This window comes from Colwellia sp. (genome assembly GCF_013214175.1).
In the GTDB taxonomy this organism is placed as follows: domain Bacteria; phylum Pseudomonadota; class Gammaproteobacteria; order Enterobacterales; family Alteromonadaceae; genus Colwellia.
The window spans coordinates 107536-134446 of sequence record NZ_JABSPA010000004.1; the positions used below are offsets into that span (position 1 = coordinate 107536).

At 36.4% G+C, this 26911-nt stretch carries 22 protein-coding genes; 2 read left to right on the forward strand and 20 right to left on the reverse strand.

Annotation, left to right across the window (positions count from 1 at the left end):
- Positions 1-70: 70 nt before the first annotated feature.
- Together HRT55_RS11725 and HRT55_RS11730 are read left to right on the forward strand one after the other, a co-directional pair.
- Positions 71-1414 carry an anti-phage deoxyguanosine triphosphatase gene (locus HRT55_RS11725; RefSeq protein ID WP_291621488.1) on the forward strand — a complete coding sequence of 448 codons (1344 nt, stop codon included), beginning with the start codon at positions 71-73 and terminating at the stop codon, positions 1412-1414.
- A 38-nt stretch (positions 1415-1452) separates the two neighbouring features.
- Positions 1453-2577, forward strand: a complete 1125-nt coding sequence (locus HRT55_RS11730) for a patatin-like phospholipase family protein (RefSeq protein WP_291621490.1) — start codon at positions 1453-1455, stop codon at positions 2575-2577.
- Positions 2578-2645: 68 nt separating this feature from the next.
- Here the strand turns inward: HRT55_RS11730 and galU are convergent, their stop codons facing one another.
- From galU to HRT55_RS11830, 20 genes are all read right to left on the reverse strand, one after another.
- Complete coding sequence (galU, locus tag HRT55_RS11735) at positions 2646-3548, reverse strand: UTP--glucose-1-phosphate uridylyltransferase GalU (RefSeq protein ID WP_291621492.1); 903 nt, start codon at positions 3546-3548, stop codon at positions 2646-2648.
- Positions 3549-4472 (reverse strand): dTDP-4-dehydrorhamnose reductase, encoded by a 924-nt coding sequence (gene rfbD / locus HRT55_RS11740; RefSeq protein ID WP_367241214.1) that lies wholly within the window; start codon positions 4470-4472, stop codon positions 3549-3551.
- Between the two features lie 29 nt (positions 4473-4501).
- Positions 4502-5563, reverse strand: coding sequence for a dTDP-glucose 4,6-dehydratase (rfbB, locus tag HRT55_RS11745; protein ID WP_287202042.1), 1062 nt, complete (start codon positions 5561-5563; stop codon positions 4502-4504).
- Positions 5564-5805: 242 nt separating this feature from the next.
- Positions 5806-6351: a dTDP-4-dehydrorhamnose 3,5-epimerase gene (rfbC, locus tag HRT55_RS11750; RefSeq protein ID WP_287202044.1), complete on the reverse strand. Its 546-nt coding sequence runs from the start codon at positions 6349-6351 to the stop codon at positions 5806-5808.
- A complete protein-coding gene (gene rfbA, locus HRT55_RS11755; protein ID WP_287202046.1) occupies positions 6351-7229 on the reverse strand; it encodes a glucose-1-phosphate thymidylyltransferase RfbA in 879 nt (292 codons plus the stop codon). The genes rfbC and rfbA overlap by 1 nt, the downstream gene beginning before the upstream one ends.
- A gap of 780 nt (positions 7230-8009) precedes the next feature.
- Complete coding sequence (locus tag HRT55_RS11760; RefSeq protein WP_287202048.1) at positions 8010-9920, reverse strand: nucleoside-diphosphate sugar epimerase/dehydratase; 1911 nt, start codon at positions 9918-9920, stop codon at positions 8010-8012.
- Positions 9921-10041: 121 nt separating this feature from the next.
- A complete protein-coding gene (locus HRT55_RS11765; RefSeq protein WP_287202049.1) occupies positions 10042-11220 on the reverse strand; it encodes a DegT/DnrJ/EryC1/StrS aminotransferase family protein in 1179 nt (392 codons plus the stop codon).
- Positions 11221-11636: 416 nt separating this feature from the next.
- The gene (locus HRT55_RS11770; protein ID WP_287202051.1) at positions 11637-12530 is read right to left on the reverse strand and encodes an NAD(P)-dependent oxidoreductase; all 894 of its coding nucleotides are present in this window, start codon (positions 12528-12530) and stop codon (positions 11637-11639) included.
- 20 nt (positions 12531-12550) lie between these two features.
- Positions 12551-13570: an ATP-grasp domain-containing protein gene (locus tag HRT55_RS11775; protein ID WP_287202053.1), complete on the reverse strand. Its 1020-nt coding sequence runs from the start codon at positions 13568-13570 to the stop codon at positions 12551-12553.
- Positions 13567-14409, reverse strand: a complete 843-nt coding sequence (locus HRT55_RS11780) for a metallophosphoesterase (protein WP_287202055.1) — start codon at positions 14407-14409, stop codon at positions 13567-13569. The genes HRT55_RS11775 and HRT55_RS11780 overlap by 4 nt, the downstream gene beginning before the upstream one ends.
- 7 nt (positions 14410-14416) lie before the next feature.
- Positions 14417-15022 (reverse strand): sugar transferase, encoded by a 606-nt coding sequence (locus HRT55_RS11785; protein ID WP_287202056.1) that lies wholly within the window; start codon positions 15020-15022, stop codon positions 14417-14419.
- Complete coding sequence (locus tag HRT55_RS11790; RefSeq protein ID WP_287202057.1) at positions 15019-16230, reverse strand: glycosyltransferase family 4 protein; 1212 nt, start codon at positions 16228-16230, stop codon at positions 15019-15021. The genes HRT55_RS11785 and HRT55_RS11790 overlap by 4 nt, the downstream gene beginning before the upstream one ends.
- Positions 16231-16281: 51 nt before the next feature.
- Positions 16282-17412 carry a non-hydrolyzing UDP-N-acetylglucosamine 2-epimerase gene (wecB, locus tag HRT55_RS11795; protein WP_287202059.1) on the reverse strand — a complete coding sequence of 377 codons (1131 nt, stop codon included), beginning with the start codon at positions 17410-17412 and terminating at the stop codon, positions 16282-16284.
- Between the two features lie 2 nt (positions 17413-17414).
- Positions 17415-18521 (reverse strand): NAD-dependent epimerase/dehydratase family protein, encoded by a 1107-nt coding sequence (locus HRT55_RS11800; RefSeq protein ID WP_287202061.1) that lies wholly within the window; start codon positions 18519-18521, stop codon positions 17415-17417.
- On the reverse strand, positions 18522-19559 hold the full coding sequence (locus tag HRT55_RS11805) for a polysaccharide biosynthesis protein (protein WP_287202063.1): 1038 nt from the start codon (positions 19557-19559) through the stop codon (positions 18522-18524). It abuts the gene before it with no gap.
- 1 nt (position 19560) lies between these two features.
- Positions 19561-20769 carry a glycosyltransferase family 4 protein gene (locus HRT55_RS11810; RefSeq protein ID WP_287202064.1) on the reverse strand — a complete coding sequence of 403 codons (1209 nt, stop codon included), beginning with the start codon at positions 20767-20769 and terminating at the stop codon, positions 19561-19563.
- A gap of 2 nt (positions 20770-20771) precedes the next feature.
- The gene (locus tag HRT55_RS11815; protein WP_287202066.1) at positions 20772-22151 is read right to left on the reverse strand and encodes an oligosaccharide flippase family protein; all 1380 of its coding nucleotides are present in this window, start codon (positions 22149-22151) and stop codon (positions 20772-20774) included.
- Between the two features lie 497 nt (positions 22152-22648).
- Entirely contained in the window at positions 22649-24415 is a 1767-nt protein-coding gene (locus tag HRT55_RS11820) for an acyltransferase (protein WP_287202068.1), read from the reverse strand.
- Between the two features lie 341 nt (positions 24416-24756).
- Positions 24757-25839 (reverse strand): EpsG family protein, encoded by a 1083-nt coding sequence (locus tag HRT55_RS11825; RefSeq protein ID WP_287202070.1) that lies wholly within the window; start codon positions 25837-25839, stop codon positions 24757-24759.
- Positions 25836-26909, reverse strand: a complete 1074-nt coding sequence (locus tag HRT55_RS11830) for a hypothetical protein (protein WP_287202072.1) — start codon at positions 26907-26909, stop codon at positions 25836-25838. The genes HRT55_RS11825 and HRT55_RS11830 overlap by 4 nt, the downstream gene beginning before the upstream one ends.
- Positions 26910-26911: the final 2 nt, after the last annotated feature.

A 26911-nucleotide genomic window follows, 5' to 3' on the forward strand; every position in this document is an offset into this window, starting at 1 on the left:
TAAGTTAATTCCCTTAAGTTAACTTTGACTGGGTTCATTCCATTTTGATCAGTTTTTACTAAGGATAGCTATGAATGATGTTTGGTTAGCAAGACGCCTTAAAAAAGTTACCAACAGACAGCAAGATCACCGTGACCCTTTTCAGCGAGATAGAGCTAGAATATTGCACTCTGCCTCTTTTCGTCGCTTGCAATCAAAAACCCAAGTGATGGGTAGTGGTCAAAGTGACTTTTATCGCACCCGTTTAACTCATTCATTAGAAGCAGCACAAATAGGCTCAGGCATTACCTCACAATTACGCTGTAAATACCCTGAGCTATGCGCAGCACATTTCCCTAAAACTGATAGCTTAATAGAAACGATTTGCTTAGCCCATGATATTGGCCATCCGCCATTTGGTCATGGTGGTGAAGTTGCGCTCAATTATATGATGCGAGATCATGGTGGCTTCGAGGGTAACGGCCAAACTCTCCGCATAGTGGCGCGTTTAGAAACATTCAGTGAACACTATGGTATGAATTTAACGAGAAGAACTCTACTTGGCTTAATCAAATACCCGCAATTAATGGAAAAGCTGAGCAAGGCTATTAAGCCAGAGTGTGCCGATAACTTTCGACAGCTTAAAGCTGATGACTGGCATCCACCCAAAGGGTTATATAGCGACGATGAAGATATTATTGACTGGGTACTTGCCCCACTATCAACAGCGGATCGTAACCTATTCCAAAGTATGAGTGTGAAAGAAAACAACAAACATAATAAAACTCGATTCAAATCACTAGATTGCTCCATTATGGAGCTCGCCGACGATATTGCTTACGGTATTCATGATCTCGAAGACGCCATAGTAACGAAAGTAGTAAACCGCAATGATTTTGATCGAGAAGTAATAGACAAGCTACAACAAATTGACGATGCTTGGCTGCAAGAATACAGTAAAACATTAGCGGAGAAACTCTTTAGTGATCATCATCACTTACAAAAAGATGCCATTGGCGGCTTAGTCAATTATTTAATTACCGCGATTAAGCTAACCGATTTAAATGAGCAAGATGAGGTAAACTTTGCTGAGCCACTGCTTCGCTATAACGCAACTTTATCAACACCGACAGCTCAAGCACTCAAAATATTTAAAGATTTTGTTTATTTTTATGTCATCAAATTAACTAGCTTGCAACGCTTGGAATATAGAGGGCAACAAATAGTGATGGAGCTGTTTGAAGCGCTATCGTCAGACCCTATACGTTTATTACCAAGTAATAGCGCTAAACGCTGGCAACTTGCCTTTGAAAACAAGCAAAACCCACAGCGAGTAATTGCTGATTATATTGCCGGCATGACCGATGATTACGCCACTCGCCTTTATCAAACACTGTTTAATGCCCATGGCGCGTCAGACTACCAATTAAGCTAACGTATTCGAAAAGTTAGAAACATGAGATATTTGCTGCAATGCTAGAGATTTACGCCGGAAAAAATGCCTTAAAAACTATACAAGAGCAAGGCTTTAAACAAGAGCTCTTTACTAACTTTCTAGGCGCTAGTGGCGGCCCTAAATGGTTTACCCTCTTTGGCTTAGATAAATACCTTTTTGGTGATTTTTTTAAAAACAGGACTACCGAACTGAATTTAATCGGCTCGAGTGCCGGTGCCTTTCGGGCAGCATGTTTAACGCAAAACAACCCTGTGCAAGCCATTGAAGGTTTAGCGCATAACTATGCCCATACTGTTTATTCCAAGAAGCCAAGTGCAGAGGAAATAGCAAGTACAGCGGTTGACATAGTTGACCAGCTATTTGCTAATAATGGCGCCAGTGAAGTTATAAATAATAAAGTATTTAAAGCCCATTTTCTGGTGGCTAAATGTAATGGCTTAACCGCTTTTGATAATAAAATTATTCAAGGTGCAGGCTTAATTCAGAGTATATTACTGAATAAAATTGGTAGACGATTCCTCAGTAAGCAATACCAACGCTATATATTTAAGCACCCTAGCAGTAACTTAACGATTAACGACCCCTATAACTTCGACAATGTTTATCAAAAGCTTACCGCTGACAATATTAAAGACGCCCTACTTGCTTCGGGCTCGATCCCTATGGTGATGTCCGGTATTCAAAACATCGAAGGTTCCGCTAAAGGTACCTACAGAGATGGCGGCATAATCGATTATCACTTTGATTTTTCATTAAACAATGGAGCTCAAGAGCACTGCTCAAGTATTTGTAGGCCTGATGAAGACAGTCAAAAAGTTACAAGTATAGTGAGAAATCACGGTTTAACGTTATACCCGCACTTTAGCTCAGAGCCAAAAGCCGGATGGTTTGACAAAAATTCAAGCCGCAAGGTACTAGCCAGTAGTTATGAAAATACCGTACTATTAGCTCCTTCTGCGAAGTTTATACAATCACTACCATTTAATAAAATTCCCGATAGAACTGACTTTACCGAGCTTGACTCCTCAACAAGGATTAAGTACTGGTTAAAGGTGTTAGAACAAACAGATAGGCTAGCAGAATGCTTTAATGAATTTGTGATGAAGCAAGATATAGCGAAGATAAAAGCGTTCCAACCATAGTGAGTCTGTTTCCCATCCTTGAGATCATCATTCCCGAAATCTCTAGTCGGGAATCCATAGTCCTATACCTAACCTTTAATAATTTCCTGTAAGTATGCTTTAAAGTCATCAGCTAACTCTGGGTGGCGTAGACCGTATTCTACATTAGCTTTCATATAACCTAGCTTAGAGCCACAGTCATGTGACTTACCCGTCATATGAAAAGCTTCTACAGTTTCGATCTTCATCAAACTAGCAATAGCATCTGTTAGTTGAATCTCATCTCCAGCACCCGGAGGCGTATACTCTAACATGTCCCAAATTTTCTCTGATAAGACATAACGACCAACAACAGCTAGATTTGAAGGCGCTTCATCAATTGCGGGTTTCTCTACTACCGCAGTCATAGCTTCAGATTCACCGGCAGCAAGTTTGTGCCCTGCGCAATCAACAACACCATAATTACTGACCATTTCCATAGGAACAGGCTCAACCATTATTTGGCTATGCCCTACTTCATTATATCGTTTTAACATGGCCGCTAAGTTTTCAGTTTTCAAATCCGCTGAAGCATCATCTAAAATTACATCAGGTAAAACCACCACAAACGGCGATTCACCAATAATTGGCCGTGCTTTTAATACTGCATGACCTAGACCTTTAGCTTCACCTTGACGCACATGCATAATAGTTACGCCTTTAGGACAAATAGCTTGAATTTCTTCTAACAGTTGGCGTTTAACACGATTTTCTAGGGTAGTTTCCAACTCAAATGATTTATCGAAATGATTTTCAATGGCATTTTTTGATGAATGAGTTACTAAAACTATTTCTTTAATTCCCGCTGCAACACATTCATTAACAATGTATTGGATCATAGGCTTATCGACAATCGGTAGCATCTCTTTAGGAATTGCTTTTGTTGCTGGTAACATACGTGTGCCTAGGCCTGCTACAGGGATCACGGCTTTTGTAATTTTATTATTTAACATTTATAATCTAATTCCATTATTTTCAGATGACAGTTTAATTAAACAAAGCTCTAACTGCTCACGCCAGTGAATTTGTTCACTAATTAGAGCGCTCTGAGATGAATTTAACAAACTGAATTTTGGTCTTTTAGCTGGTGTTGGGTAAGCAGAAGAAGCTATAGCTGAGATTGGTATTTTTTTATCAAGTAAGCCATGTTTTAATGCTAACTCTTGAATAGCAACCGCAAGGTCATACCAAGAAGCAACTCCGGCATCACTCCAATGATATACTTGTTTAATTTCCGTTTGGCTAGCTAACAGCCAAAGAAATTGAGCTAAACCTTTCGCATTTGTAGGGCAACCTATTTGGTCACCTACTACACCCAGCTGCTCTTTTTCTTTCATGAGTCTCAACATTGTTTTAACAAAATTAATACCAAACGTTGAATAGACCCAAGATGTTCTAATTATTGCACTATTCTCAGGGTAAGTATTTTTAATAGCCTGTTCGCCTGCTAACTTCGACGCACCATAAACACTTTTTGGGTTAGTGTTACTAGATACATCATATGCAAGGTTACTTTCTCCATCAAAAACAAAGTCAGTTGAAACATGTAAAAGTCGACAATTATTTTCTTTAGCGACTTTAGCCATTATTTCTACAGCAATTTCATTAAGTGCATAAGCGGCATCTCTATCAGATTCAGCTTTATCAACAGCAGTATAAGCAGAAGCATTGATTATAACATTCGGCTGAAACTGGTGAACCCTAACAGATAAATCATTATATGAAGTGATATCAACATCATTACGCCCCAAAGATAAAACTGCTACACCTTCAGGTAACTCAGCTATCAATTCATTTGCTAACTGTCCGCTTTTTCCAATAACAATAACTTTCATAATTTTTCTCAAACTTACTATCGCAAAAAGTAAAAACAGCAACTAAAACTTACCGTAATTATTTTTTAATATTAACTGCCTAAGCGCTCACGTTGATAACTGCCATCTTGAACATGTTTACACCACTCAAGATTAGCCAAATACCACTCAATGGTTTTTTTAATACCTGAATCAAAGGTTTCTTGCGGATGCCAGCCAAGCTTTTTGTTTATCTTATTAGCATCGATAGCATAACGAACATCATGGCCTGGACGGTCTGTTACATAAGTTATTAACTCATTAAAGTCAGTCAAACCTTTAGGCTTCTCAGCAATCAAATCATTTAAATGATTACAGATAGTATTAACGACTTCAATATTTTGTTTTTCATTGAATCCACCAATATTGTAAGTTTCGCCTAGCTTACCTTCACTAACGACTTTATATAAAGCACGGACATGGTCGTCAACATAAAGCCAATCACGTACTTGTTTACCGTCACCATATATAGGTAATGCTTTACCATCAAGGGCATTTAAAATAACTAATGGTATTAATTTTTCAGGAAAATGATATGAACCATAATTATTTGAGCAATTAGTAATAACAACAGGCAATTGATAAGTTCTATGCCAAGCACGGACTAAATGATCAGAAGCTGCTTTTGATGCTGAATAGGGAGAACTAGGATCATATGATGTTTCTTCAGTGAATAAACCCGTAGGGCCTAAATCTCCATACACTTCATCAGTTGAAATATGATGAAACCTAAACTCAGCTTGTTTCTCTTCACTCAAGCTAACATAATAACTACGTGCTGCTTCAAGCAAGGTATAAGTACCGACAATATTTGTCTCGATAAACTCACCAGGCCCATCAATAGATCTGTCAACATGGCTTTCTGCAGCTAAATGCATAATATAATCAGGTTGAAACTGCGCTAAAACCTCAGCAACTTTGTCTTTGTCACAAATATCACCTTGCACAAAATTATAACGTTCATTTGAGTCAATAGACTTCAATGATTCAAGGTTTCCCGCATAAGTTAATTTATCAAAATTAATCACGGTATTATCGGTTTCATTAATTAAATAACGAACAAGAGCAGAGCCAATAAAACCAGCGCCACCCGTTATAAAAATATTTTTACACATTTATGTTCTCTTTATTACTATATCTGTTTTTACTGGCATCATATAAACAGCTTACACACATACCAATTAACACAGTCATTCCCGAGTTATCTTGTCGGGAATCTATTCTTGCCCTGAATCCATAAAACTAAAAGCTGGATCCTCGACTAAGCCACCACGAGGATGACAGTTGTACGGTTAGAACACATTAAGTTCAGTCGTCATTCCCGAAGTTTCTGATCGGGAATCCATAACTTTACTTTTTAAAAACTTGGCGCATCTTTAAATAAAAGGCCGTCTTCATCTTTTGCAGATAATGAAGGTTTAGTATTAGCGAGTAATGGCCAATCAATAGCTAGTGCTGGATCATCCCATTTAACGGATACTTCATGCTCAGGGGCATAATAATCAGTACACTTATAGACAAATTCAGCTGACTCGCTAGTAACATAAAATCCATGGGCAAAGCCCGCAGGCACCCAAAGTTGACGTTTATTGGTTTCGGACAGTATCACACCAAACCATTGTCCATAACTAGGGCTAATTTTACGCATATCAATAGCAACATCATAAACCTCACCAGAAGTAACACGTACTAACTTGCCTTGTGTTTTTTCTAACTGATAATGCATACCACGTAAAATACCTTGGCTAGATTTACTATGGTTATCTTGGATAAAAGTAACATCAGCGACATTTTCTTTAAACCAATCATCACGAAACGTTTCTAAGAAAAAACCACGTTCATCGCCAAAAACCTTTGGCTCAATAATTTTCACATCAGGGATGCTGGTATCAATAATTTTCATTAAAAGACCTTAGCATCGATTAAATTAAGTAAATATTCGCCATAACCACTTTTACGTAGAGGTTGTGCTATTTCACGAAGTTTTTCTTTACTTAACCAACCATTACGAAAGGCAACTTCTTCGGGACAGTTAACTTTTAAACCTTGGCGTTTTTCAATAGTCGCAATAAAATTTGCTGCAGCTAATAAATCATCATGAGTACCAGTATCAAGCCACGCTGTGCCACGGCCCATTATTTCAACTTTTAATTCACCCGCTTTTAAATATTGATCAATAACATCAGTAATTTCTAATTCACCGCGGGCTGAGGGCTTAACTTTTTTAGCGTATTCAACAACTTTTTCATCGAAGAAATAAAGTCCTGGAATTGCATAGTTTGATTTAGGCTCAACTGGCTTTTCTTCAATAGAAACAGCGGTACCAGTGTCATCAAATTCAACTACCCCATAAGCTCGAGGATTAGCTACGTGATAACCGAAAACAGTACCGCCCGACTCTTGAGCATTTGCATTTTGCAGTGATTTAGTTAAATCATGGCCATAAAACATATTGTCACCAAGGACAAGCGCAGCTCCTGCGCCATCAAGAAAGTCTTCTGCAAGAATAAATGCCTGTGCTAATCCGTCTGGACTAGGCTGCACTTTGTACGATATTGACACGCCGAAGTTTGCACCATTACCTAAAAGGTTTTCAAAACGATGAGTTTCTTCAGGAGTAGATATTATAAGTATCTCTTGGATACCCGCTTGCATTAAGGTGGCAAGCGGATAATAAACCATAGGTTTATCATAAACAGGCATTAACTGCTTACTTACAACCTTAGTTAGTGGATATAGGCGAGTACCGCTACCGCCCGCTAGAATGATTCCCTTATGCATAACATTGACTCTTTAGTTCTAATGTCAACATTATCTCTTTTGTTTGAACATCCATCAACTTATATTACTCTATAGTGATGTGAAAGCCACATCAGGAACTCAGGTTTGGAGACAGATAGATAGATAGATAGATAGATAGATAGATAGATAGATAGATAGATAGATAGATAGATAGATAGATAGATAGATAGATAGATAGATAGATAGATAGATAGATAGATAGCAGAATACTTTAATGAGTTTACGGTAAAGCAGGATATAGCGAAGATATGGGCGTTTCAGCCATAAACGAGCTTAACTGGAAGCTAACAGAGAAATAATGAGCCAAAGTAAAAACCGTCATTCCCGAAGTCACTAATCGGCGTGGCATGGATACTACTTATTAGAGAATGGAGACGGTACAGGAAGTACCTTATTAGAGAATGCAGGATGCACATTCTCCTGAGCAATTATCCTGAACCTACGTTCTTATCCCTTTACATAATCACTTGTCTCTTCTCGGTGTAGGACGAAGTCCCTTTGTGTTCTCGGTGGTAGAATATCTCTTAAATCACTAGTGTCTTTAACCACATAGTCCCTGAAAACAGAACCCCTAACCTTTCACTATCTATTGCAAATAAGCCCTAAGCTCATCAGCCAACACAGGATGACACAAGCCGTATTCAATAAACGAACGATTTCACATAGAAATTAATAAGCCACTTATCTTGGTCGGAATTACTTATTAGTCTTATCATCAACATCTATAATTCATACAAATTTAGGTAAGCTCGCAGGCAATCAAACAGTTTGTTCTTTAGCATTCCAAACCAAGTCACAAATACCATCTTTAGGAACAAAACCTGTAGGTGCTTGAAGCAGTAAACGACGAATCTGCTCATGGTCAAACTGATGGCAAGCGTCATCTAGTTTTACCAATATTTTTTCTAATTCATTCCACGGTAACCAAGCTTCATGAGCAGATAGAATACGTCGATGTTCCGTTTGAGTAACATCATCACCTATGAGTAACTCTTCAAATAATTTTTCACCTGGTCGCAAGCCTGTATATTCAATAGCAATATCGCCATCAGGGTTAAGCTTATCCATTACAGTTAATCCCGATAATCTAATCATTTTTTCTGCGAGGTCTGTTATTTTTACAGGGTCACCCATGTCTAAAACAAAAACCTCGCCACCTTTTCCCATCGCACCGGCTTGAATAACTAGCTGGGAAGCTTCTGGGATTGTCATAAAATAACGAATTATTTCAGGGTGTGTAACGGTAATAGGACCACCATTCTTTATTTGTTTTCTAAATAATGGTACAACAGACCCAGATGAACCAAGTACATTACCAAACCTAACCATACAGAAACGTGTACTTCCATTTACTTGTTTAGTTTTCTCCGCCAATGATTGTAGAACGAGCTCAGCCATACGTTTAGTTGTCCCCATAACGTTGGTTGGTCTTACTGCTTTGTCTGTAGAAATGAGTACAAATGTTTCTACTTTAGCTTCTATAGCTGCTTCAGCCACGAACAAAGTTCCAAATATGTTATTTCGTACTCCTTCTATAACATTATGTTCTACTACAGGTACATGTTTATAGGCTGCAGCATGATAAATAGTTTGCACCCTAAAAGTCCTCATCACCGTTAGCAAACGATTCTTATGCTGGACAGAACCAAGTAGAGGTACTATTTGTAAATCGTAATCAAGTTTATTCGCTAAATTTTGTAATTCGCCATTAATACTGTAAAGCGCAAATTCTGAGAGTTCCAATAAAACTATTTTTTTAGGTCTCTGCCCTAGTATCTGGCGACATAACTCAGAGCCTATGGAGCCACCAGCCCCCGTAATCATAACAATTTTATTAGTTATATTATCTTTAAGAAGATCATGATTAGGTGCAACTGAATCACGGCCAAGTAGATCTTCGATGGAAACCTCACGAAGTTCATCAATTTTAGCTTTACCACTAACTAAATCTGCGGAGCCGGGAATAGATAATATTTCAACGGGTAAGGCTTCGATTTCGCTTAAAACACGAGCGATACACTTTTTACTCTCTCTAGGCATTGCAAGTAAAAGTCGTGAAGCTGAAGTGTTTGCAATCAAGCCTGGAAGATCGTTACGGCTATATACCGTTATACCTTGGACAATTCTTTTTTGAATTTTTACATCATCATCAATAAAGGCTACGGGATAGTATTCATCTCCATGCAGTAGAGACTGAGCAAGCTGTCTTCCCGCAGAACCCGCACCATAGATGATAACTTTTTCTTTATACTTATTTTTTATTGATGACGTTGCTAATAATGTTCGCATCAAAAAGCGACTGCCTCCGACTAAAACCAATAAAAAGGCCGAAAATATTACAGGTACAGTACGAGGCAAATCTATATTTAAAAAGAAAGATAAGAAAATCAAAGCCACTGTAGTGAAGCATACTGACAAAGCAATACTTATAGCTGCTTTACTATTTATATATCTTAGAACCGCTCTATATAGACCAAGTTTAACATTAGCCATTAGGGAAATCGGCAACAGACAAGCAAGTAATACCCATGAAGGTGAATGTAAAAAAACAGTTAGTGTATCTAAACGAACAAGCATTGCAGCCCAAAAAGCAACACTAACGAAAATAAGATCTGAGAAAAGAGAAATTACACGTTTTACAGGCTTTGATGCTTGAAATAAAAAATTCATATAAAAATATTGCTTACGTCTAGGAGATTTCTAATAATTACGGTAAATTATTAGAAAGAGCATTGGAAATAATGTCAGATATTATACACAAGCAATACTCTTTATGCCGTTTTATTATAAATTATTTATTACTAGCTATTTTTAGTACTTTAAAAAGCACGTTACAGGTAATTGCTAACTCTTCTGTTGTCAATGTAGGATGTACTAAAAACATCAAACTTGTTTCACCAAGTTCTTTGGCATTAGCTAAGCGAGTCTCGGGCCTAAAACCAGTATTATCAAAAGCTTTTTCTAAATAAACTTCAGAGCAGCTACCTTGAAAACAAGGTACACCTGCAGCCACTATTTCATTAACGATCCGATCTCGGTTCCAGCCATCAGCTAAAAATTCAGGCTTGATAAACATATAATGTTTATATTCCGCATGCTCACTGTATTCGGGTACTTCGACTAAGCGAATTAACTCAAACTCTTCAGCAGCTTTATCTAGTTGCTTAGCATAAGCTTGGCGTTTCCCTGTCCAAGCTTCCATGCGAGTAAGTTGAATACGGCCAATAGCAGCTTGCATCTCTGTCATACGCCAATTGGTACCAAAACTTTCATGTAACCATCTAAAGCCGGGTGGGTGTTCTCGGTTATAAATAGCATCCCACGATTTACCATGGTCTTTATAAGCCCACATTTTTTTCCATAAGCTTTCATCATTGGCGGTTACCATGCCTCCTTCACCGCCAGTAGACATAATTTTATCTTGGCAAAAAGACCACGCACCAGCATGGCCAATTGAACCAACACTGCGGCCTTTATATTTAGCGCCATGTGCTTGTGCACAATCTTCAATAACATAAAAACCATGTTGCTTACTTAATGCCATTATATCGTCCATTTCAGCAGGCATACCCGCTAAATGAACCACTATCACCGCTTTAGTTTGTGGCGTTAGTACCGCGGCAATACTTGCTGCGGTAATATTTTGGCTATTCAAATCGACATCAGCAAAAACAGGCTTTGCACCTGCGGTAACTATGCTTGAAGCCGATGCTAAGAAAGTTCGTGGTGTGGTAATTACTTCATCACCTGCGCCAATAGCCATTGCCTTTAAAGCAATATCTAACGCTAAGGTGCCATTTCCTAAAGCAACGGCATATTTACTATCAGCGAAAGTAGCAAATTCTTTTTCAAATTCGCGACCTTCCTGACCTGTCCAATAGTTAACTTTATTTGATAATAAGACAGAAGATACTTTATGAGCTTCTTCTGAGGTAAAACTGGGCCAAGGAGAAAAAGGTCCATTTAACATAATTGCCACCACCTGTTTGGAATATAAAAAGAGAATAAAATATAAATAACAAAACTAAAGTTAAGGTTAAGGAAAGTAAACCCAGTATTTTGCTGTAGGCCCCAACTAAAAAGTAAACTCCAGCAAAATTTGTGCTTGTCAATAATCCCGCAGGGGTTTATTGACAAGCGAACGCTATTCTTCGATTAGCTCCTCACCCGACTAATATATCCGCCAGAATCGCCGACATTTTCTGTGTTTCGGAGAGGAATGAATTAAAGGTGCTTTAAGAATACTCAAGCCTGTGATAAAACTTTAGTAAAATCGCCATCACGATAAAGCTTACCACTGTATGAACTTCGCAAATATAGCGTAATTCGGTGTTCATCAGATAATGTGTATTAACGAGAGATTATCTGTCAAACCTAGTAACAAAACTAATCAAGGGTAAGCAAGCTATTACTAGCCATCGCCGCAATACCTTGACTGAGACCTACCTTAGGTTGATAACCGAACGCAGCAAATGCTCTGTCGCAACACAGGTTATAACGGTTGAATGGTTCAACACCGGTTTTATTATCAACCACTTCAATGGTGCCTTGACCGGCTGCCGCCACACACTGTTGAGCAATTTGCTGAATAGTCACACAACTAGGGCCACCAATATTATAAATACCCCAGGCTTTTTGTTGCAGTGCAGTTAAACTGGCCAAAGCAATATCAGCAGCATGAACCAGATTGATCTTATTAACGACTGGCTCAACCACAGTGATGGTTTTGTTTTCACTGACAGTTTGTAAAAAGTTAGCTACCAATCTATTTGTTGGCATAAAAGTGCCATAAACCGATGAGGGCCGCAGCGTTACCAACTGTAAGCCCTGAGCGCGATAATGTTCAAACACATTCTCAGCCAGCCATTTGCTAAAACCATAAAAACCGCCAAAACCACACACAACTTTTTCATCGCCTTCTTTAATAGATGATAGATGAGGGTCTTTATAGACCGTGGAGCCAGATAAAAACACCACGGGTATTTTACGTAACGTCGCCCACTCAGCCAAAGCCAAACAAGAACGTACATTGGCATCAAATAAATTACCAGTTTGGATTTTTTCTGCATTAGGGTCTGAAGCTGACGGTGGTACAAATGCACCAAAATGGCATACTGCACCTACACTACCAAAGACCTCATCCAGCTGTTCAGGGGTTTTATAATGCGCTAAATCCCAACGGCTGCGATTGACTTCAACACAAGTTATTTCGCGCTGTTTAAGCAACGCTTTCATATGTAACCCGATCATACCAGAGCTACCAGTCAATGCAATTTTCATTTGATACCCATTATCTAATTTTAAAAAAGAGCCGCATTTTTTAGCACTCTTGGGTCAAGACGTCCGGCTTGAGCTAGTTCAGCCATTTGTGACTTGCTTACCACCACCTCTTGCCAGTGTCGCAAGACCATGGCATCAAAGTTAATCGCTCCGCTATACTCTAGCCCCTGAGTTTTCTTGATGTAATACTCAACCGGATTAAAACCCAACTGTGCACAAAATGGCGTGGTGCCAGAGAAACGACAGTTAACTTCAAAAATTTTTGGGATACCTTCTTTATCAAGGCGTAGCTGAAAATTACATGAGCCGTGAATGTCCATGGCCAGTGCCACTTTAGTGACATATTCAGAGATCACAGAATTATCCACTGGCTCAGCTCTAAAGGTATCGCCGGCACGTAAAGTACGATTCAAGATCACCACATCAGAAGCCACACCGTTAATCACAACAATAGTACATGTGTATTCATCTGCATCAGTACCTACCAACTCCTGAATCACTAGACCCTCTTCATTATCAAGGCGCTGCATCAGTTGTGCTTTGTCACGAGAAATGCCAACACCAATAGAACGACAACCCACGGCAGGTTTGACGATCACAGGAAATTCCAGGGAGTCTACATCCACCTCGCTAGGCAGCCAAGTCTGTGGATAATAAAAGTCATGTTGCTTTAAAAATTCAGCTGTTTTATGTTTGTCATCAGAGATAGCAATGGCTGATAGCGGTGAAACCACAACTTTAACTCCATACTCCTGTTCGATATAAGCTTTGTTGTTGGCACAAAACAGCAACTCAACATCTGTCCCGGCAAAGTAATAATCAATCGATTCTTCACAAAAAACTACACCAAGGCGTTTAAGATAATCATCCGACGAAGCCGAAGGTACAATGCGTGATACATCACCAGCATAGATACCCGCCGCTAGGTTGCTCATATCCGCTGCAACGATTTTTATTTCAAGGTCTTTAATTAATTTAAGCGATTTGATAATGCCCTGACCTACGCCACCACCGGCACCAGTCACTAATACGGTTATCATTTTATATCTCCAAAATACGATAGTAATTTTTCAGTCGTAGTATCTGACAAGTTGCTGTCTACCAGTTGACTAAAGTAACGGGTTAAATCAGGGTGAATTGTAATATGTTCTAGCGCCACGCTATGTTCAGTTATCTGAAAAAACAATAACGACGCCCCTTCACCACGAGGTTGCCCCAATGAACCAGGATTAACAATATAACAATGACTGGGGTGTTGCTTATAATGCAAAGTATCCGCAGGTTCATCAGCCAATTCATCACCAATGAAACACAATACTTTTTTACGATGGGTATGGCCAAAAATGCCCACCTGATAATCCCCTTCACGCAATACCCTAGCAGCTTTTAAACACTCATTTGGCTGATTCAAATAACTCCAGTTTCCCAGTCCATAAGGATTGGCATGAGACAACAATACCGGGCCCAAGGCAATGGCGGAGTGCCAATCAAAATGATTTAGCAACACAACATCAGACTGGTTCAGTTTATCTAAATTCCATTGCACCGACTCTTTAATAAAGTCCGGTATTTTATAACGGGTTTCGCTTTGTCCACTCTGTAAATCAAAATAAAACTCATCATGGTTTCCCATCACAAACCAGCACGGCAGTTGCTGTGCGAGCGTTTTAAGTAAAGCTAACACTTCATCAACCTGAGCGCCATAACTGAGTAAATCGCCCAGAATCACCACCAAATCAACATCATGTTGACGGATTTTTTCGACGGCACAACTGAGCGAGTCAAAGTTACTGTGCAGATCAGAAATAACAGCTATTTTTTTGTTGAGGTAAGTATCAGGTGCCAAACGGCTTACTTGTGAACGGATTGGTGTATGCATAATGATATTATTTGTCTTCCAGATGAGTAGAGCCTTGAAAACGTGGCATAATTACTTCGTTTGTCGGTGATACCCCTTCAGACTTAAGGACTTTACTCACCGTCAGCAACAATATTTTAATGTCCAACCACAAGCCCTGGTTTTCAACATACCAGGTATCCAGTTTGAACTTCTGTTCCCACGAAATAGCATTACGGCCATTCACTTGTGCCCAGCCTGTTATACCTGGACGTACATTATGGCGTTTCGCCTGTTCTTTAGAGTATAAAGGTAAATATTCAACGAGAAGTGGGCGAGGACCCACTAAACTCATATCACCTTTGATTACATTTAGTAAACCCGGTAGCTCATCCAAGCTAGTAGAACGTAATAAAACACCAAATGGGGTCAAACGTTGTTCGTCAGGTAGTTGCTCACCATTTTTATCTACGGCATCTATCATAGTTCGGAACTTCATCATTCTAAAAGATTTTCCGTTTAAACCTGGACGCTCTTGAGTAAATAAAATTGGAGAACCAAGTTTCACTCGAACCAATAAAGCGGTAATTAATACAAATGGAGACAAAAAAAGCAATGCCAATATAGAGATGATAATGTCAAAGATCCTTTTCATCGCTTAACCTCCTCAAATACGGAAATGAATTTTTTAACACCTACAGCAACAGCTAACTCACTCTGATAAAAATTAAGTGCATTACTTCCCATTACCCCACGTTCTTCTGCACTTTTGTTTACAAGCGTAATAAGTGCATTTGCAAGTGAGGTTGAGTTGTTTGCCTTGCAGCTTACACCAGCTTTCGCCTGTTTAATTAAATCTGACGCATCACCATTTACCCCCATGACAATTGGCTTTCCAATTGCTAAATATGCTTGAGTACGAGATGGGATTGTGATGGAAAACAGTTCATCATCAGTCAAATGCACTAAAAGTATATCCGCCTTCTTGAGAAGACCCCCAACTTCTTGCATTGGCACTCTTGGGAGAAAATACACGTTATCTAAGGCCAGCTCTTTAGCTTGTTGTACCGCTTTATCTTTAGCAATACCAGCTCCTAAAAATACAATATTAATATTAGCCTGCTTGCTTTGAAGTATATCAGCTGCATCTATAATTGAAGGTAAACCTTGAGCATTACCTAAGTTACCAGCAAAGAGTAGATTTAATCGTCCATTATTAGGCAAACGCAAAGTGCTTTCAACGCCCCCTTCTAAAGCTTCTTCATCGCACCAGTTATAAATAACTTCAAGCTTACTTACTGGTACTCCTCTCTCTTGTAACCGTTTTTTAAAACCTGGTGATAAAACAACAACTTTAGACGCTCTTTTATAAACAAGTTGACAGAAAACTTCAATAAGAGAAAGTGCTTTCTTATTATTTAACATACCTGTCGCGGCAAGAGTATCTGGCCAAAGATCCTGTATATCAACAACCAATGGTGCACGTCTAAACAAAGAGATTAATGTAGCTGATAACGCGGTAGTTAAGGGTGGATGATAACTATAAATAACATCTGGCCTAGACACTGAAAACAATCCACATAAACATGACGATGCGGCAAAAGAGATATAGTTTGCAATACGCTTTATTGCAGAACTGTCATGCGCAGGGTAAAGAGGGACACGATGAATAATGACACCATCTATAACTTCTTTACTATGAAATTTAATACTATAGCCGTCGTATACCATGCCACCTGGGTAATTTGGAAACCCGGTAATAACTTCAACTTCGTGCCCTGCTTTAACTAGCTCCTTCGCAAAAAGTAAGCCTTTAAAAGTTGGTTCAGGATCAAACCACTGTGTAACTATAAGAATTTTCACTGCTTATCCATTAAGCAAGGAGCTTATACTTATATAAGCTCCTTATGCTATTTAATATTTTTTCCAAACCACACGGTTAATGTAATCAGTATAAGAATGTATAATGCGTACAATTTTATCCGATACATTAGGCATAGAGTAATCAGCCACTTGACGTAAAGTTCTCTCTTCACCACGGCTTTGCGTTTCAAGTACTTGTAAAGCTTGCATAACCCGGTCAGGCTCCAATCCAACCATCATAACAGCGGCTTCTTCCATCCCCTCTGGACGTTCGTGTGCTTCACGGAGATTTAAAGCTGGAAAGTTTAAGATAGATGACTCTTCATTGATTGTGCCACTATCCGAAAGCACTGCCCGTGCTTCTTTTTGTAACTTAACGTAGTCCCTAAAACCTAATGGCTTTAACAATTGTACAAGAGGGTGAAACTTAATTTCTTGGGCATCAATACGTTTTTGCGTACGAGGGTGAGTAGAAACAATCACAGGTTCGCCATAAGTTTCGGCTACCGTATTGAGTGTTAAGGCTAATTTATTGAGATTAACATCTGAATCAACGTTTTCTTCTCGGTGTGCACTAACAACAAAGTACTTACCTGGAATTAGGTCTAGGCGAGTTAAAACATCAGAGGCTTCAATCACATCAGCATAATGAGTGAGTACTTCACACATTGGGCTACCCGTTTTAATCACTCTATCTGCAGGTAAACCTTCTGCTAGTAAGTATTCACGCGCGATATCACTATAGGTAAGATTGATATCAGCTGTATGGTCAACGATTCGCCGGTTAATTTCTTCAGGTACGCGCATATCAAAACAACGATTACCTGCTTCCATATGGAAGATAGGTATCTTACGTCGTTTTGCAGGAATTGCAGCTAAACAACTATTAGTATCACCTAATACCAACAGAGCATCAGGTTGCTCTTTTTCTAAAATTTCATCTACGGCAATAATAATCTGACCTATTGTTTGTGCTGCATTTTTACCAGCTGCATTTAAAAAATAGTCAGGTTTACGAACACCAAGATCATCAAAAAATATTTGGTTGAGTTCATAATCATAATTTTGACCTGTATGCACAATGGTATGCTTACAATGCTCATCTAATTTTGCAAAAACACGAGATAACCGAATAATCTCGGGGCGAGTACCCACAATACTTACTACATGTAATTTTTTCATTATTAAACCTTAAAATTTACAGTGTCTGGTTGCTCACGATCAAATATTTCATTTGCCCAAAGCATAACAACCAATTCATTATCACCAATATTGGTTATATCGTGTGACCAGCCAGGAGCTGTTTCGACAATACTAGATTCCTCACCATCAACAATCAACTCATAAGACTCACCAGTGGAAATATGGCGAAATTTAAATGAAGCTTTACCATTAATCACTAAGAACTTTTCTGTTTTAGTATGATGATAATGGCCACCACGTGTAATACCTGGGTGTGCAGTGAAAAATGAAAACTGACCAGAATCTTTGGTTTTCAGCATTTCAACAAAAGTACCACGCTCGTCGCTATGACGAGTAACTGAATAAGAAAATTGCTCAGGCGCTAAATAACTTACATAGGTTGAATAAAGGGCACGAACGAAACCTTCACCTACTTTAGCTGAAATCAAGCTTTCACGGCTTTCTTTAAACTCAGTAAGCAATGAAACTACTTTGCCTACCGTAGTTTGATAAACAGGGGCAACACAACAGTATTGCTCCTTTTTTTCGGTAGTCGATAATAGCCTAACAAATTCATTACAAACATCATCAATGTAAACAAGATCCAACGCAGCATCAGATTTATGAATTGTGATAGGTAAATCATTGATTGTGTTATAACAAAAGGTAGCAACCGCAGAGTTATAATTTGGCCGGCACCATTTACCAAACACATTAGGCAGACGATAAATATAAGTCTCAGCACCAGTTTCTTGCTGATATTCAGCAACAGCTTGTTCTGCACCAGCCTTACTCACGCCATACGGATTATCTGATTCAACTTGCGTTGATGAAGTTAATAAAATAGGTGTTTTACGTCCATTTTCAGCTAACGTATTCAGGACTTTTTGAGTTAGACCAGTATTACCCGTTTTAAAATCTTCATCATTTTTAGGGCGATTAACACCCGCGAGGTGGTAAATAAAATCAGCAGACTTTACCTTTTCAACAATACTTTCTTCACTATCATCACGAGTGATTTTTTCAATATTATCAAAACCAGCTTCGAGTAAAAATACACATAAATTCTGACCAATAAAACCCGCTGCACCTGTCACCAAAATATTCATTTATACACCTTCAGGTACAATTAGGTTACCCGCTTCAATATCACGCATAAAATCAAGTTTCCGTAAAAGCTCTTTCATACCTTCAACATCTAAGCGCTCAGTATTATGCGAGTTATAATCTTCAATTGCCGAAAGGTCTTTTTCACCTTCCTCTGTATATTGTGCATAATTTAAATCACGATTATCAGCCGGGATTCGGTAATAGTCACCTTGGTCTTGTGCTACAAACATCTCTTCACGGCTACATAATGCTTCAAATAATTTTTCACCATGACGTGTACCAATGATATTAACTTTATGATCTGGTTTACCAATCATTTCAAGGATAGCTTGTGTCATCACTTCAATTGTTGCTGCAGGTGCTTTCTGAACAAAGATATCACCATTTATACCATGCTCAAAAGCATGAAGTACTAAATCAACGGCATCATCTAATGTCATCATAAAGCGTGTCATTGACGGATCGGTCAAAGTAAGTGGTATATCTTCAATAACTTGACGGATGAACAGTGGGATAACAGAACCACGTGAAGCCATTACATTGCCATAACGTGTACCAGTAATGACGGTATTAGTTCCTTCCAAATTCCGGCTTTTAGCGACTATCACTTTTTCCATCATTGCTTTAGAAATTCCCATTGCATTAATTGGGTATACCGCTTTGTCTGTACTTAAACAAACTACGCGACTTACGTTGTGCTGGATTGCGGATTCTAAAACATTCTCAGTGCCAAATACATTAGTTTTTACCGCTTCTAACGGGTAAAACTCACAAGAAGGAACTTGCTTTAGTGCAGCTGCATGAAAAACATAATCAACACCACGCATCGCTACAGAGATACTTTGTGGATCTCGCACATCACCAATGTAAAACTTTAATTTGGGTGAATTATATTTCTTGCGCATATCATCTTGTTTTTTCTCATCACGGGAAAAGATACGAATTTCTTTAATATCAGTTGCTAAAAAACGGTCAAGGACTGCATTACCAAATGAACCTGTTCCGCCGGTAATTAATAAATTTTTATTCTTAAACATGCTAAACCTTTTTTATCAATGTTATATATTTATCTTGCATAATTTTAAAGGATAAGGTTTCTTCATATAAAGTAGAAACTTTAAGACTATAATCATTTAAAATTTCATTATCTTGCATAATACTTGAAATTGCACTCGCAACAGATTTCGGTTCAGGTAAAACGTAAATCAACGAACTTCCAAAAACTTCTTTAATGGAGCCAACATCGGTAGATATAATAGGCAGCGCGATACTCGCGGCTTCAATTATAGATAATGGGAGCCCCTCATTACGACTAGGTAATATAAATAAATCAAAATGCTCCCTGCTTAAGGGCTCGACTACACTACCTTTAAAGCTAACGTTTAATTTATTGACGCGTACCAAGTCATCTAATTTATGAATAAAATCAGCATTACCAGGACCAAATATATCACATTCGATATTTTTGTATCCTTCATTAGATAGTATTACTAATGCCTTGATTAAAATATCATGTCCTTTACGCTTCGTAACTGAACCAACACTACAAATTTTTAATATAGCAGAATCTTTAAACAAACTTTTGTCGCTAAAACAACATTGAACTTTTGGGACTCCGTTTGGGATACTAATAAATTTATTTGTATTAAATTTTACATTGAGTTTTTTTGCAATATCCTCCCCCAAAGTTACAACATACTCACTATGTCGAACTGAATTTTGAAAGAGCCAATTCAAAAAACGAGTACCAATGAACGATTTCAGGCCAGGGGAGTTAATATAATATTGTGATAATGGTTCATCAGAACAATGTAAAACCAAAATATTTTTTGTTTTACTATTTATTAGAGACGAAAAAGAAAGAGTAATAAAATCTTGAAATACATATACATCTTTTCCAGATTCAAATTTACGTTTTATTGAAACTGATATCTTTAAAATGTCCCATATGATGGCGTAAAATAAATACAATAAACTGAATAAACTATTTCCCAATATAAAAGATTTAATCTTATTATTAACCTTAATCTTTTCTTTTCTAGAGTTATGGCCCGCATCTTCTACTTTATCAATTAAATCTTTATATTCTGAAGGTTCTACAGAGATTACTCTCTTCTTATATCTAGCGTAAACTCTAGATAGTGACACATCAGAAGAGTCTATATTAGTGATGAAGTTATGTATGAATTTTGAAACTCCATTAGGATCAGCAAGATCACTCGCTGAAACAATATTAAATCTGATCAAAGTTATTGCCTTATTCGTTTAGTTTTAAAGTGGGTAGTAAAATAAAAATTTAACATTAAGAAACATATAGAAAAACCTAGTCGGCTATATAAATCAAAGTTTTCATAAGAGTTAATTACAGCCATACCTAGTATAGAAAAAACAATTCCAAGCGAAAAATACATTCGAAAACCACATAAAAAGTAATAAATTAATGACAAAACGAAAATAACCGAATTCGCAATAATAATTGCGTATGTATATTGATACATATCATTTAAAAAAATGAGCGATATAAAACCTGTAACAATGCCAATAAAAAATAAAACTATAGCAATATGTAACTTTTTATTTATCAATAAAACTTGATAAATAACCGCATTATAAAATGGAACAAAAATAATCATTAAAGATAAAATCTTTAAATATGCAGAGGCTTCATGGAAAGACTGTCCATAAACAAGATTCACAATTTCAATATTAAAAAACCAAAAAAATAAAAATATAGAAATTGAGGCCTGAAAAATAATACTAGTCACAAGTGAATTATAAGTGGGTGAAGAATCTTTTTTGTCATTTAAAAAAGGAATAACAACCATAGAAATGCTAGTAACTATAGTTAATACAATTGCAATCAGCTTATAGGCTGATGAAAAATATCCAAATTGTATTTCGCCTATCAAACTAGATAATAAGACTAAATCAAACTTACCAAAAATTGAACTTAATAATATAGCAATAAAAATAAAAAATACATCCTTGAACCTCACGCTTACTTTTGTTCGCGCTTTCGTTTTATCTTGAAATTCAAATATTATAAAAAAAGATACAAGACCAATCAATAATGACAATAATGAGAATATGGTTAAATACCTCAGTGCACCATCACTACCATCAACAAATGCAAAAATTAGTAGTACAAAAGCGACTCGACTACAAAGCGTTCTTAAAAAAACCAGTTTTTGTTGTCGCATCGATATAAAAAACCAATCGCAAGAAATTATTTCACCAAAAACAGCTATCAAGATTAAGAAAACTGGAATTAACAACCCACTATCATTAAACACAAAAAACGATACCAGAAAAAAGGAAAAAACAGAAAACAAGTTAATCCTTAACCTAAGTATATGTAGCGCCTTATCTTCTACTTCATCCCTTGATAAATCTACATTCAATTTCGACACTGCATAAGTTGGTAAACCAAATGAGCTTAAAACTGACAATACAGCTATTATTGCCATATAATAATTAACAGTTCCAAAGTCTTCAACACCTAAAACGCGTGAAACATAAGGGATAGTTATGAGTGGAACGCCAATATTTAGAAAAATCTTGGCAAAATTAAAAAATACGTTATTCAAGATTCCTTTCGGTTCGCTAGCTATATTTTTTAATCTAAACATATTTTTCCTGAGAGAAACCTAATGAGCGATGCATGAAGTAATTAAATGAAGAATCTATTCGAGCGAAAAAGCAAAAAATAATTTTAAAAGAAAAATCGCCTCTTTAATAACGGGCAATATTATGACCCCTTCTAAATCAAAAAACTAGTCTAAAAGACTTAATGATATTTGATCAGAGAAACCCATGTGATTATACTGTAGCTAAATCTTCTCTGGAGTCTTTTACCTAATTTTTCATGTATCTTCCTTATTCATACATTCAATTGCAAGGTCTGGTTACTTTAAACAAGTAAATGCAAACATTCCGTACGCACGGCAGTCATACGATGACTAGTATCTTCAATAGACGAAGTTATCAAGCGCTTTAGGTAAAGTTACCGCATGTAAGTCCTTTGAAAAAAGAAGAAGTAAACAAAACAGAACAGGACAGGACAATTATTAAACATACTCAAGTCTGAACTGTAAAACGTCTATAAGAACAAGAGCTAATTGTAGCATTATAAGATTATACTTTTAAGCTTAGTTGTCTTTAAAACATGTTTCCCTAAAAATAGGGCGCCATCTTTAGTTATATGATTTGTATCAAAACTAATAAATCGATGGTCATCAGTAAAGATCCTTGTTTTATTGTTTTCTCTAAATAATGTCAATAAACTTATATAATTATCAGTGAATATAGTTGACTCTATTTTATCAGCTTCAATATTACTTTTATTTATGTCAACCATATAATTTTTTGAACTATCCCAATCGATTTGCTTTATGAAGTTATTGTTAAACCCAAAATTCTTGGTTCCGATATAAAAATAATTACCATTTGAGTAGTGATCCATTTCATTTTTCTTTTCGATCGCACTAGTTTTTAATATTTCAGGGCTTATTTTTCTATTGGCCATCCCTGAGGATGACACTAAAAAAGTCACGTCTGCATGCCTTAGTAGATTCCTCGATAAGTTTATGTCTTTATTGTAATTAGAAAGGTAAATGACTTCATATCCATTTGTTGCATCGTTTTCTTCTAGGGCATTGTAGAAGTCTCTAGCAAAAGAGTTTCCTATGATTAACATTTTTTTACTATCAGATTCGAAATTGTTTTTAGCTAAAGAATATGGTCTGTCTGCATAAGCTTGTGGGTTTATTCCATATGAATATTTACTGAATACATAATACTGATGCATTCCATATGATTTATTTAAATAAAGCCCTAGTGATATAAAAGACACAAAAGAAAATACAATTAGGCTATAAAACACTTTATTTGACACTATATTTTTATTTCTAAATGGAGATTCTACGAATCGCCAAGATAAGTAACCTAAAGGGATTGCAAGTAATGTCCACATCAATTGTTTATAAACTTCAACATGTGTTTCGGTAGCTAACCTTAGAAAGGATAATATAGGCTGGTGTAATAAGTAGATGCTATAGCTTGATAATCCGATAATAATTATGAGTTTTGAGCTAAGACTTTTATAAATTAAGCTATTAGATGTCGTAAAAGCGATAACCATTAGCGCCCCTAAAACAGGAGCTAAATTAATAATGGCTGAGTTATTCGATAATATATATGGGTTATAATAGGAAAATAAAATCAAAAACAAACCTATTGTTGATAGCATATCACTTTTAATTGTCACTCGCTCACTCATGTACATCGCTAGTAACGAACCTGCACAAAGCTCCCAAAACCTTGTTATGATCATTAAAAAATTAAACTCCTTATTTTCAATTATATAGCTTGATAAAAAACTGATAACGAAAAATAGAATCACTGTAGTCTTAAGGAGCTTTTGCTTTTTCAAAAGCAAGATAAAAATAACGGGAATTATAAAATAGTATTGCTCTTCAACACCTAAGCTCCAAGTATGGTATAAAGGTTTAAATTCAGAAGCTAAACTCCAATAACCTGATGTTAAATATAGTAAAACATTATTTGCACCAATTGAAGTTGAAACTAAAGATTGTCCGAAATTCTTTAGATCATAAGGAAGCATAAATACAAATGAAAGTATCGTTGTTAGAAGTAAAGTGAGAATTAAAGGAGGTAGAATTCTTCTTGCTCGCTTATCATAAAAACTTAATAATGAAAAATCGCCACCTTTTTGGCTTTTTATAATATTTGCAGTGATTAAAAAACCACTAATAACAAAAAAAACATCGACCCCTAAAAATCCGCCGCTAAACCCACTAACCCCAGCATGAAAAAAAATAACCGGTAAGACAGCAATAGCTCTTAGTCCATTTATATCATGTCTAAATTTCATTTTACTACTCTCTTGATTATATGGTGTTTATTTAACGTCAGTTAACTAGGTCGATACTTAGTTTTATTGCTTGATTTTTCGTAAATTTTGTCGTTAAAGTTGAAATATCTAAGGGTACTGAGCAAGCGGGTCAATACCCTCAAGTAAACGAGTTTTTTTAGATAGTATTATCGAAGATGTGCCTTTGAAAAACAATCACTAAGAAAGTAATTTCATGAAAATAGAAAAACTATAAATAACACTCAATAAAGATGCTGAATATGCAGTCCTATGAAACTTAAAAACTTATCTAAATTAAAAAACGTTATTCAAAGCACCTTTAGCTTCGGTAAACTTATATTTTAATCTAAGCATATTTTCTCCTGAGAGAGGTTCAGCGTGCAATATGGAAAATAATTTGGTGAAGTAGCGTCTCTAGCGTAAAAAGAAAAACTCATTACGAGTAAACACACCCAAATAACCTTTCTCCATTTATCATGAAACCTATTACTAATCAGTAATGGAATAGCAATATAACCTGTATAGTAAAAGATCATACTTAAACGAGTAAATATACCCAAGTTTGCTAAGGCAATATTCATAAATAATCCACATAGGAAAGAATAACAGAAGAACAATGTAATCTTATCGAGCTTATGCCTGTAAATCATAAAAAAACAAAAAGCAATATAAAAAAGTTCAATATAAATTCTAAAACCAAATCCTACTTCGGTAGCCTCTGTAGGAATAAAATAGCTACTATATATGTCAGGCACATTGATTGCCCTTAAAACTAAACCTATAACATCAACATAATGTGTAAGCCTGTTGATGATTATTGAAATTATAAATAAAGTCCAAACTAACACTCTAGATTGCTTTAATAACGATATGATTATAAAAAGAAACGCTAATAATGTTGTGTAATGAAAAGTGCATCCCAATAACACGATAATAGAATATTTGAAATATTCTCTTTTTAGCAGGTATCGAAAGCCCCAATAGACTAGAGCGATCCCTAACCCTTGCCGATAAAGGTTTATCGGAATTACTAATAGTCCCAAGCCTAATAGGAAAATCAGTAGTAGTGCTCTATCTTGCACATACCTAGCACCAGCTAGGTAATATAATATAAAAGTTGTCGCAAAAACAAAAAACACAACAGCTTGATACCCTAAACCTAATTTAATAATAATAATATTCAGGTATACATACCCAAATTCAGTCTTAGATATAACATGATCGTAAAGGTGGCCAGAGCCATTTACTAACCCCTGATATATCTTCAAGTAGTTAGGATAGTCAGGACCTACATCCACTCTTAATCCAAAGAGAACGATTATAAAAATAACAACGAAGAAAATACCAAACCGTTTAACTGCAACGGGAGCAGTTACAAGTGTTAAAGATAATATGTAAATAGAGAGGTAGAGAATATAGGTCATTTAATATTTTGCATTACTTTATCGATTATTAACAATGATTGTTCTAAACCTAATGAGGCAACGTTTAGATCAATTACGTTATTATGTTCTAACTTAATATCGCTTGCCAGCGTACTGCCAAAATGGACCATTACATCAGGTTTAATGTTAAAGTTAATAGTTTTCGCACCTGTACTGACATCTAATCGACTATACGAAAAATTAAATTTAGGGTGTGGCTTAATAAAAATATTTACATTGGGGTATGCTTTCGCAATATAATTTGAAATGTGTATTTCTTTTTTAACACATTCTAAAAATCCAGAGCCAATAAGTAAAAAGTTTACTTCTACACTATCAACATCCTTATAATGAACCTTATTTTTAAAATAATTTACACTATCCACATCAACGTAAATATGTTCAATAAAATAATTTGCACTTTTTTTATCATAACAAAATAGCTCATCCACCCGTGGTAATTTCTTTTTAGGCTTCCACCCTTCATTCTCGGGATTAAAAACTATCCCATGCTGATAAACAACTAATTTCATGTTGTTTTCAACACACAGAATTGAAAATAGATATGCCCACCGATCATAGTGGTTTGAAATTTTAACTGTTTTAATGTTTGTTGCTGAAATGAAGTCAAGGACCATGATTATTTCAGGGAGCTTAATTACACATTGATAATACCAAGCTTTAAACCCAATTTTTAGCATTATTCTATAGATTAATTTAAGGTAATCGATGTAATACTTAATCTTAAAGTTATATTGATTGCCGCTCTTGATGAAACCAAGCACATTTTCATCACCCGAGCTTGTAATATTAGGGGATGTTATAAAATTCAATACATTAGAGTTATAATTTTCATGCACTCTAAATCTATTAGCAAGATTTAAAAAAGGTAATACAGGTGAAAAAAGTAAGAATACAATCCCCATTAAGTAGTCTAAGATACTGTTAATAAGAGTGTTAGACTTTTGATTAGGATTGTATAGTTTATGCCCGCCTTTACATTTATCATGAATCATATCTAATTCGTATTCAAGGGACTCTAAAATAGTATTACGAAGGTCGTTATCCATAA

What these genes read in the sequence shown, in the direction of transcription:
- HRT55_RS11800 (WP_287202061.1), bottom strand. Translation starts at nt 18,521, where the DNA reads ATGAATATTTTGGTGACAGGTGCAGCGGGTTTTATTGGTCAGAATTTA.
- HRT55_RS11730 (WP_291621490.1), top strand. Translation starts at nt 1,453, where the DNA reads ATGCTAGAGATTTACGCCGGAAAAAATGCCTTAAAAACTATACAAGAG.
- rfbB (WP_287202042.1), bottom strand. Translation starts at nt 5,563, where the DNA reads ATGTGTAAAAATATTTTTATAACGGGTGGCGCTGGTTTTATTGGCTCT.
- HRT55_RS11770 (WP_287202051.1), bottom strand. Translation starts at nt 12,530, where the DNA reads ATGAAAATTGCATTGACTGGTAGCTCTGGTATGATCGGGTTACATATG.
- galU (WP_291621492.1), bottom strand. Translation starts at nt 3,548, where the DNA reads ATGTTAAATAATAAAATTACAAAAGCCGTGATCCCTGTAGCAGGCCTA.
- HRT55_RS11830 (WP_287202072.1), bottom strand. Translation starts at nt 26,909, where the DNA reads ATGGATAACGACCTTCGTAATACTATTTTAGAGTCCCTTGAATACGAA.
- rfbC (WP_287202044.1), bottom strand. Translation starts at nt 6,351, where the DNA reads ATGAAAATTATTGATACCAGCATCCCTGATGTGAAAATTATTGAGCCA.
- HRT55_RS11785 (WP_287202056.1), bottom strand. Translation starts at nt 15,022, where the DNA reads ATGAAAAGGATCTTTGACATTATCATCTCTATATTGGCATTGCTTTTT.
- HRT55_RS11775 (WP_287202053.1), bottom strand. Translation starts at nt 13,570, where the DNA reads ATGATAACCGTATTAGTGACTGGTGCCGGTGGTGGCGTAGGTCAGGGC.
- HRT55_RS11815 (WP_287202066.1), bottom strand. Translation starts at nt 22,151, where the DNA reads ATGTTTAGATTAAAAAATATAGCTAGCGAACCGAAAGGAATCTTGAAT.
- HRT55_RS11820 (WP_287202068.1), bottom strand. Translation starts at nt 24,415, where the DNA reads ATGAAATTTAGACATGATATAAATGGACTAAGAGCTATTGCTGTCTTA.
- HRT55_RS11765 (WP_287202049.1), bottom strand. Translation starts at nt 11,220, where the DNA reads ATGTTAAATGGACCTTTTTCTCCTTGGCCCAGTTTTACCTCAGAAGAA.
- HRT55_RS11805 (WP_287202063.1), bottom strand. Translation starts at nt 19,559, where the DNA reads ATGTTTAAGAATAAAAATTTATTAATTACCGGCGGAACAGGTTCATTT.
- HRT55_RS11760 (WP_287202048.1), bottom strand. Translation starts at nt 9,920, where the DNA reads ATGAATTTTTTATTTCAAGCATCAAAGCCTGTAAAACGTGTAATTTCT.
- HRT55_RS11725 (WP_291621488.1), top strand. Translation starts at nt 71, where the DNA reads ATGAATGATGTTTGGTTAGCAAGACGCCTTAAAAAAGTTACCAACAGA.
- wecB (WP_287202059.1), bottom strand. Translation starts at nt 17,412, where the DNA reads ATGAAAAAATTACATGTAGTAAGTATTGTGGGTACTCGCCCCGAGATT.
- HRT55_RS11825 (WP_287202070.1), bottom strand. Translation starts at nt 25,839, where the DNA reads ATGACCTATATTCTCTACCTCTCTATTTACATATTATCTTTAACACTT.
- HRT55_RS11780 (WP_287202055.1), bottom strand. Translation starts at nt 14,409, where the DNA reads ATGCATACACCAATCCGTTCACAAGTAAGCCGTTTGGCACCTGATACT.
- rfbA (WP_287202046.1), bottom strand. Translation starts at nt 7,229, where the DNA reads ATGCATAAGGGAATCATTCTAGCGGGCGGTAGCGGTACTCGCCTATAT.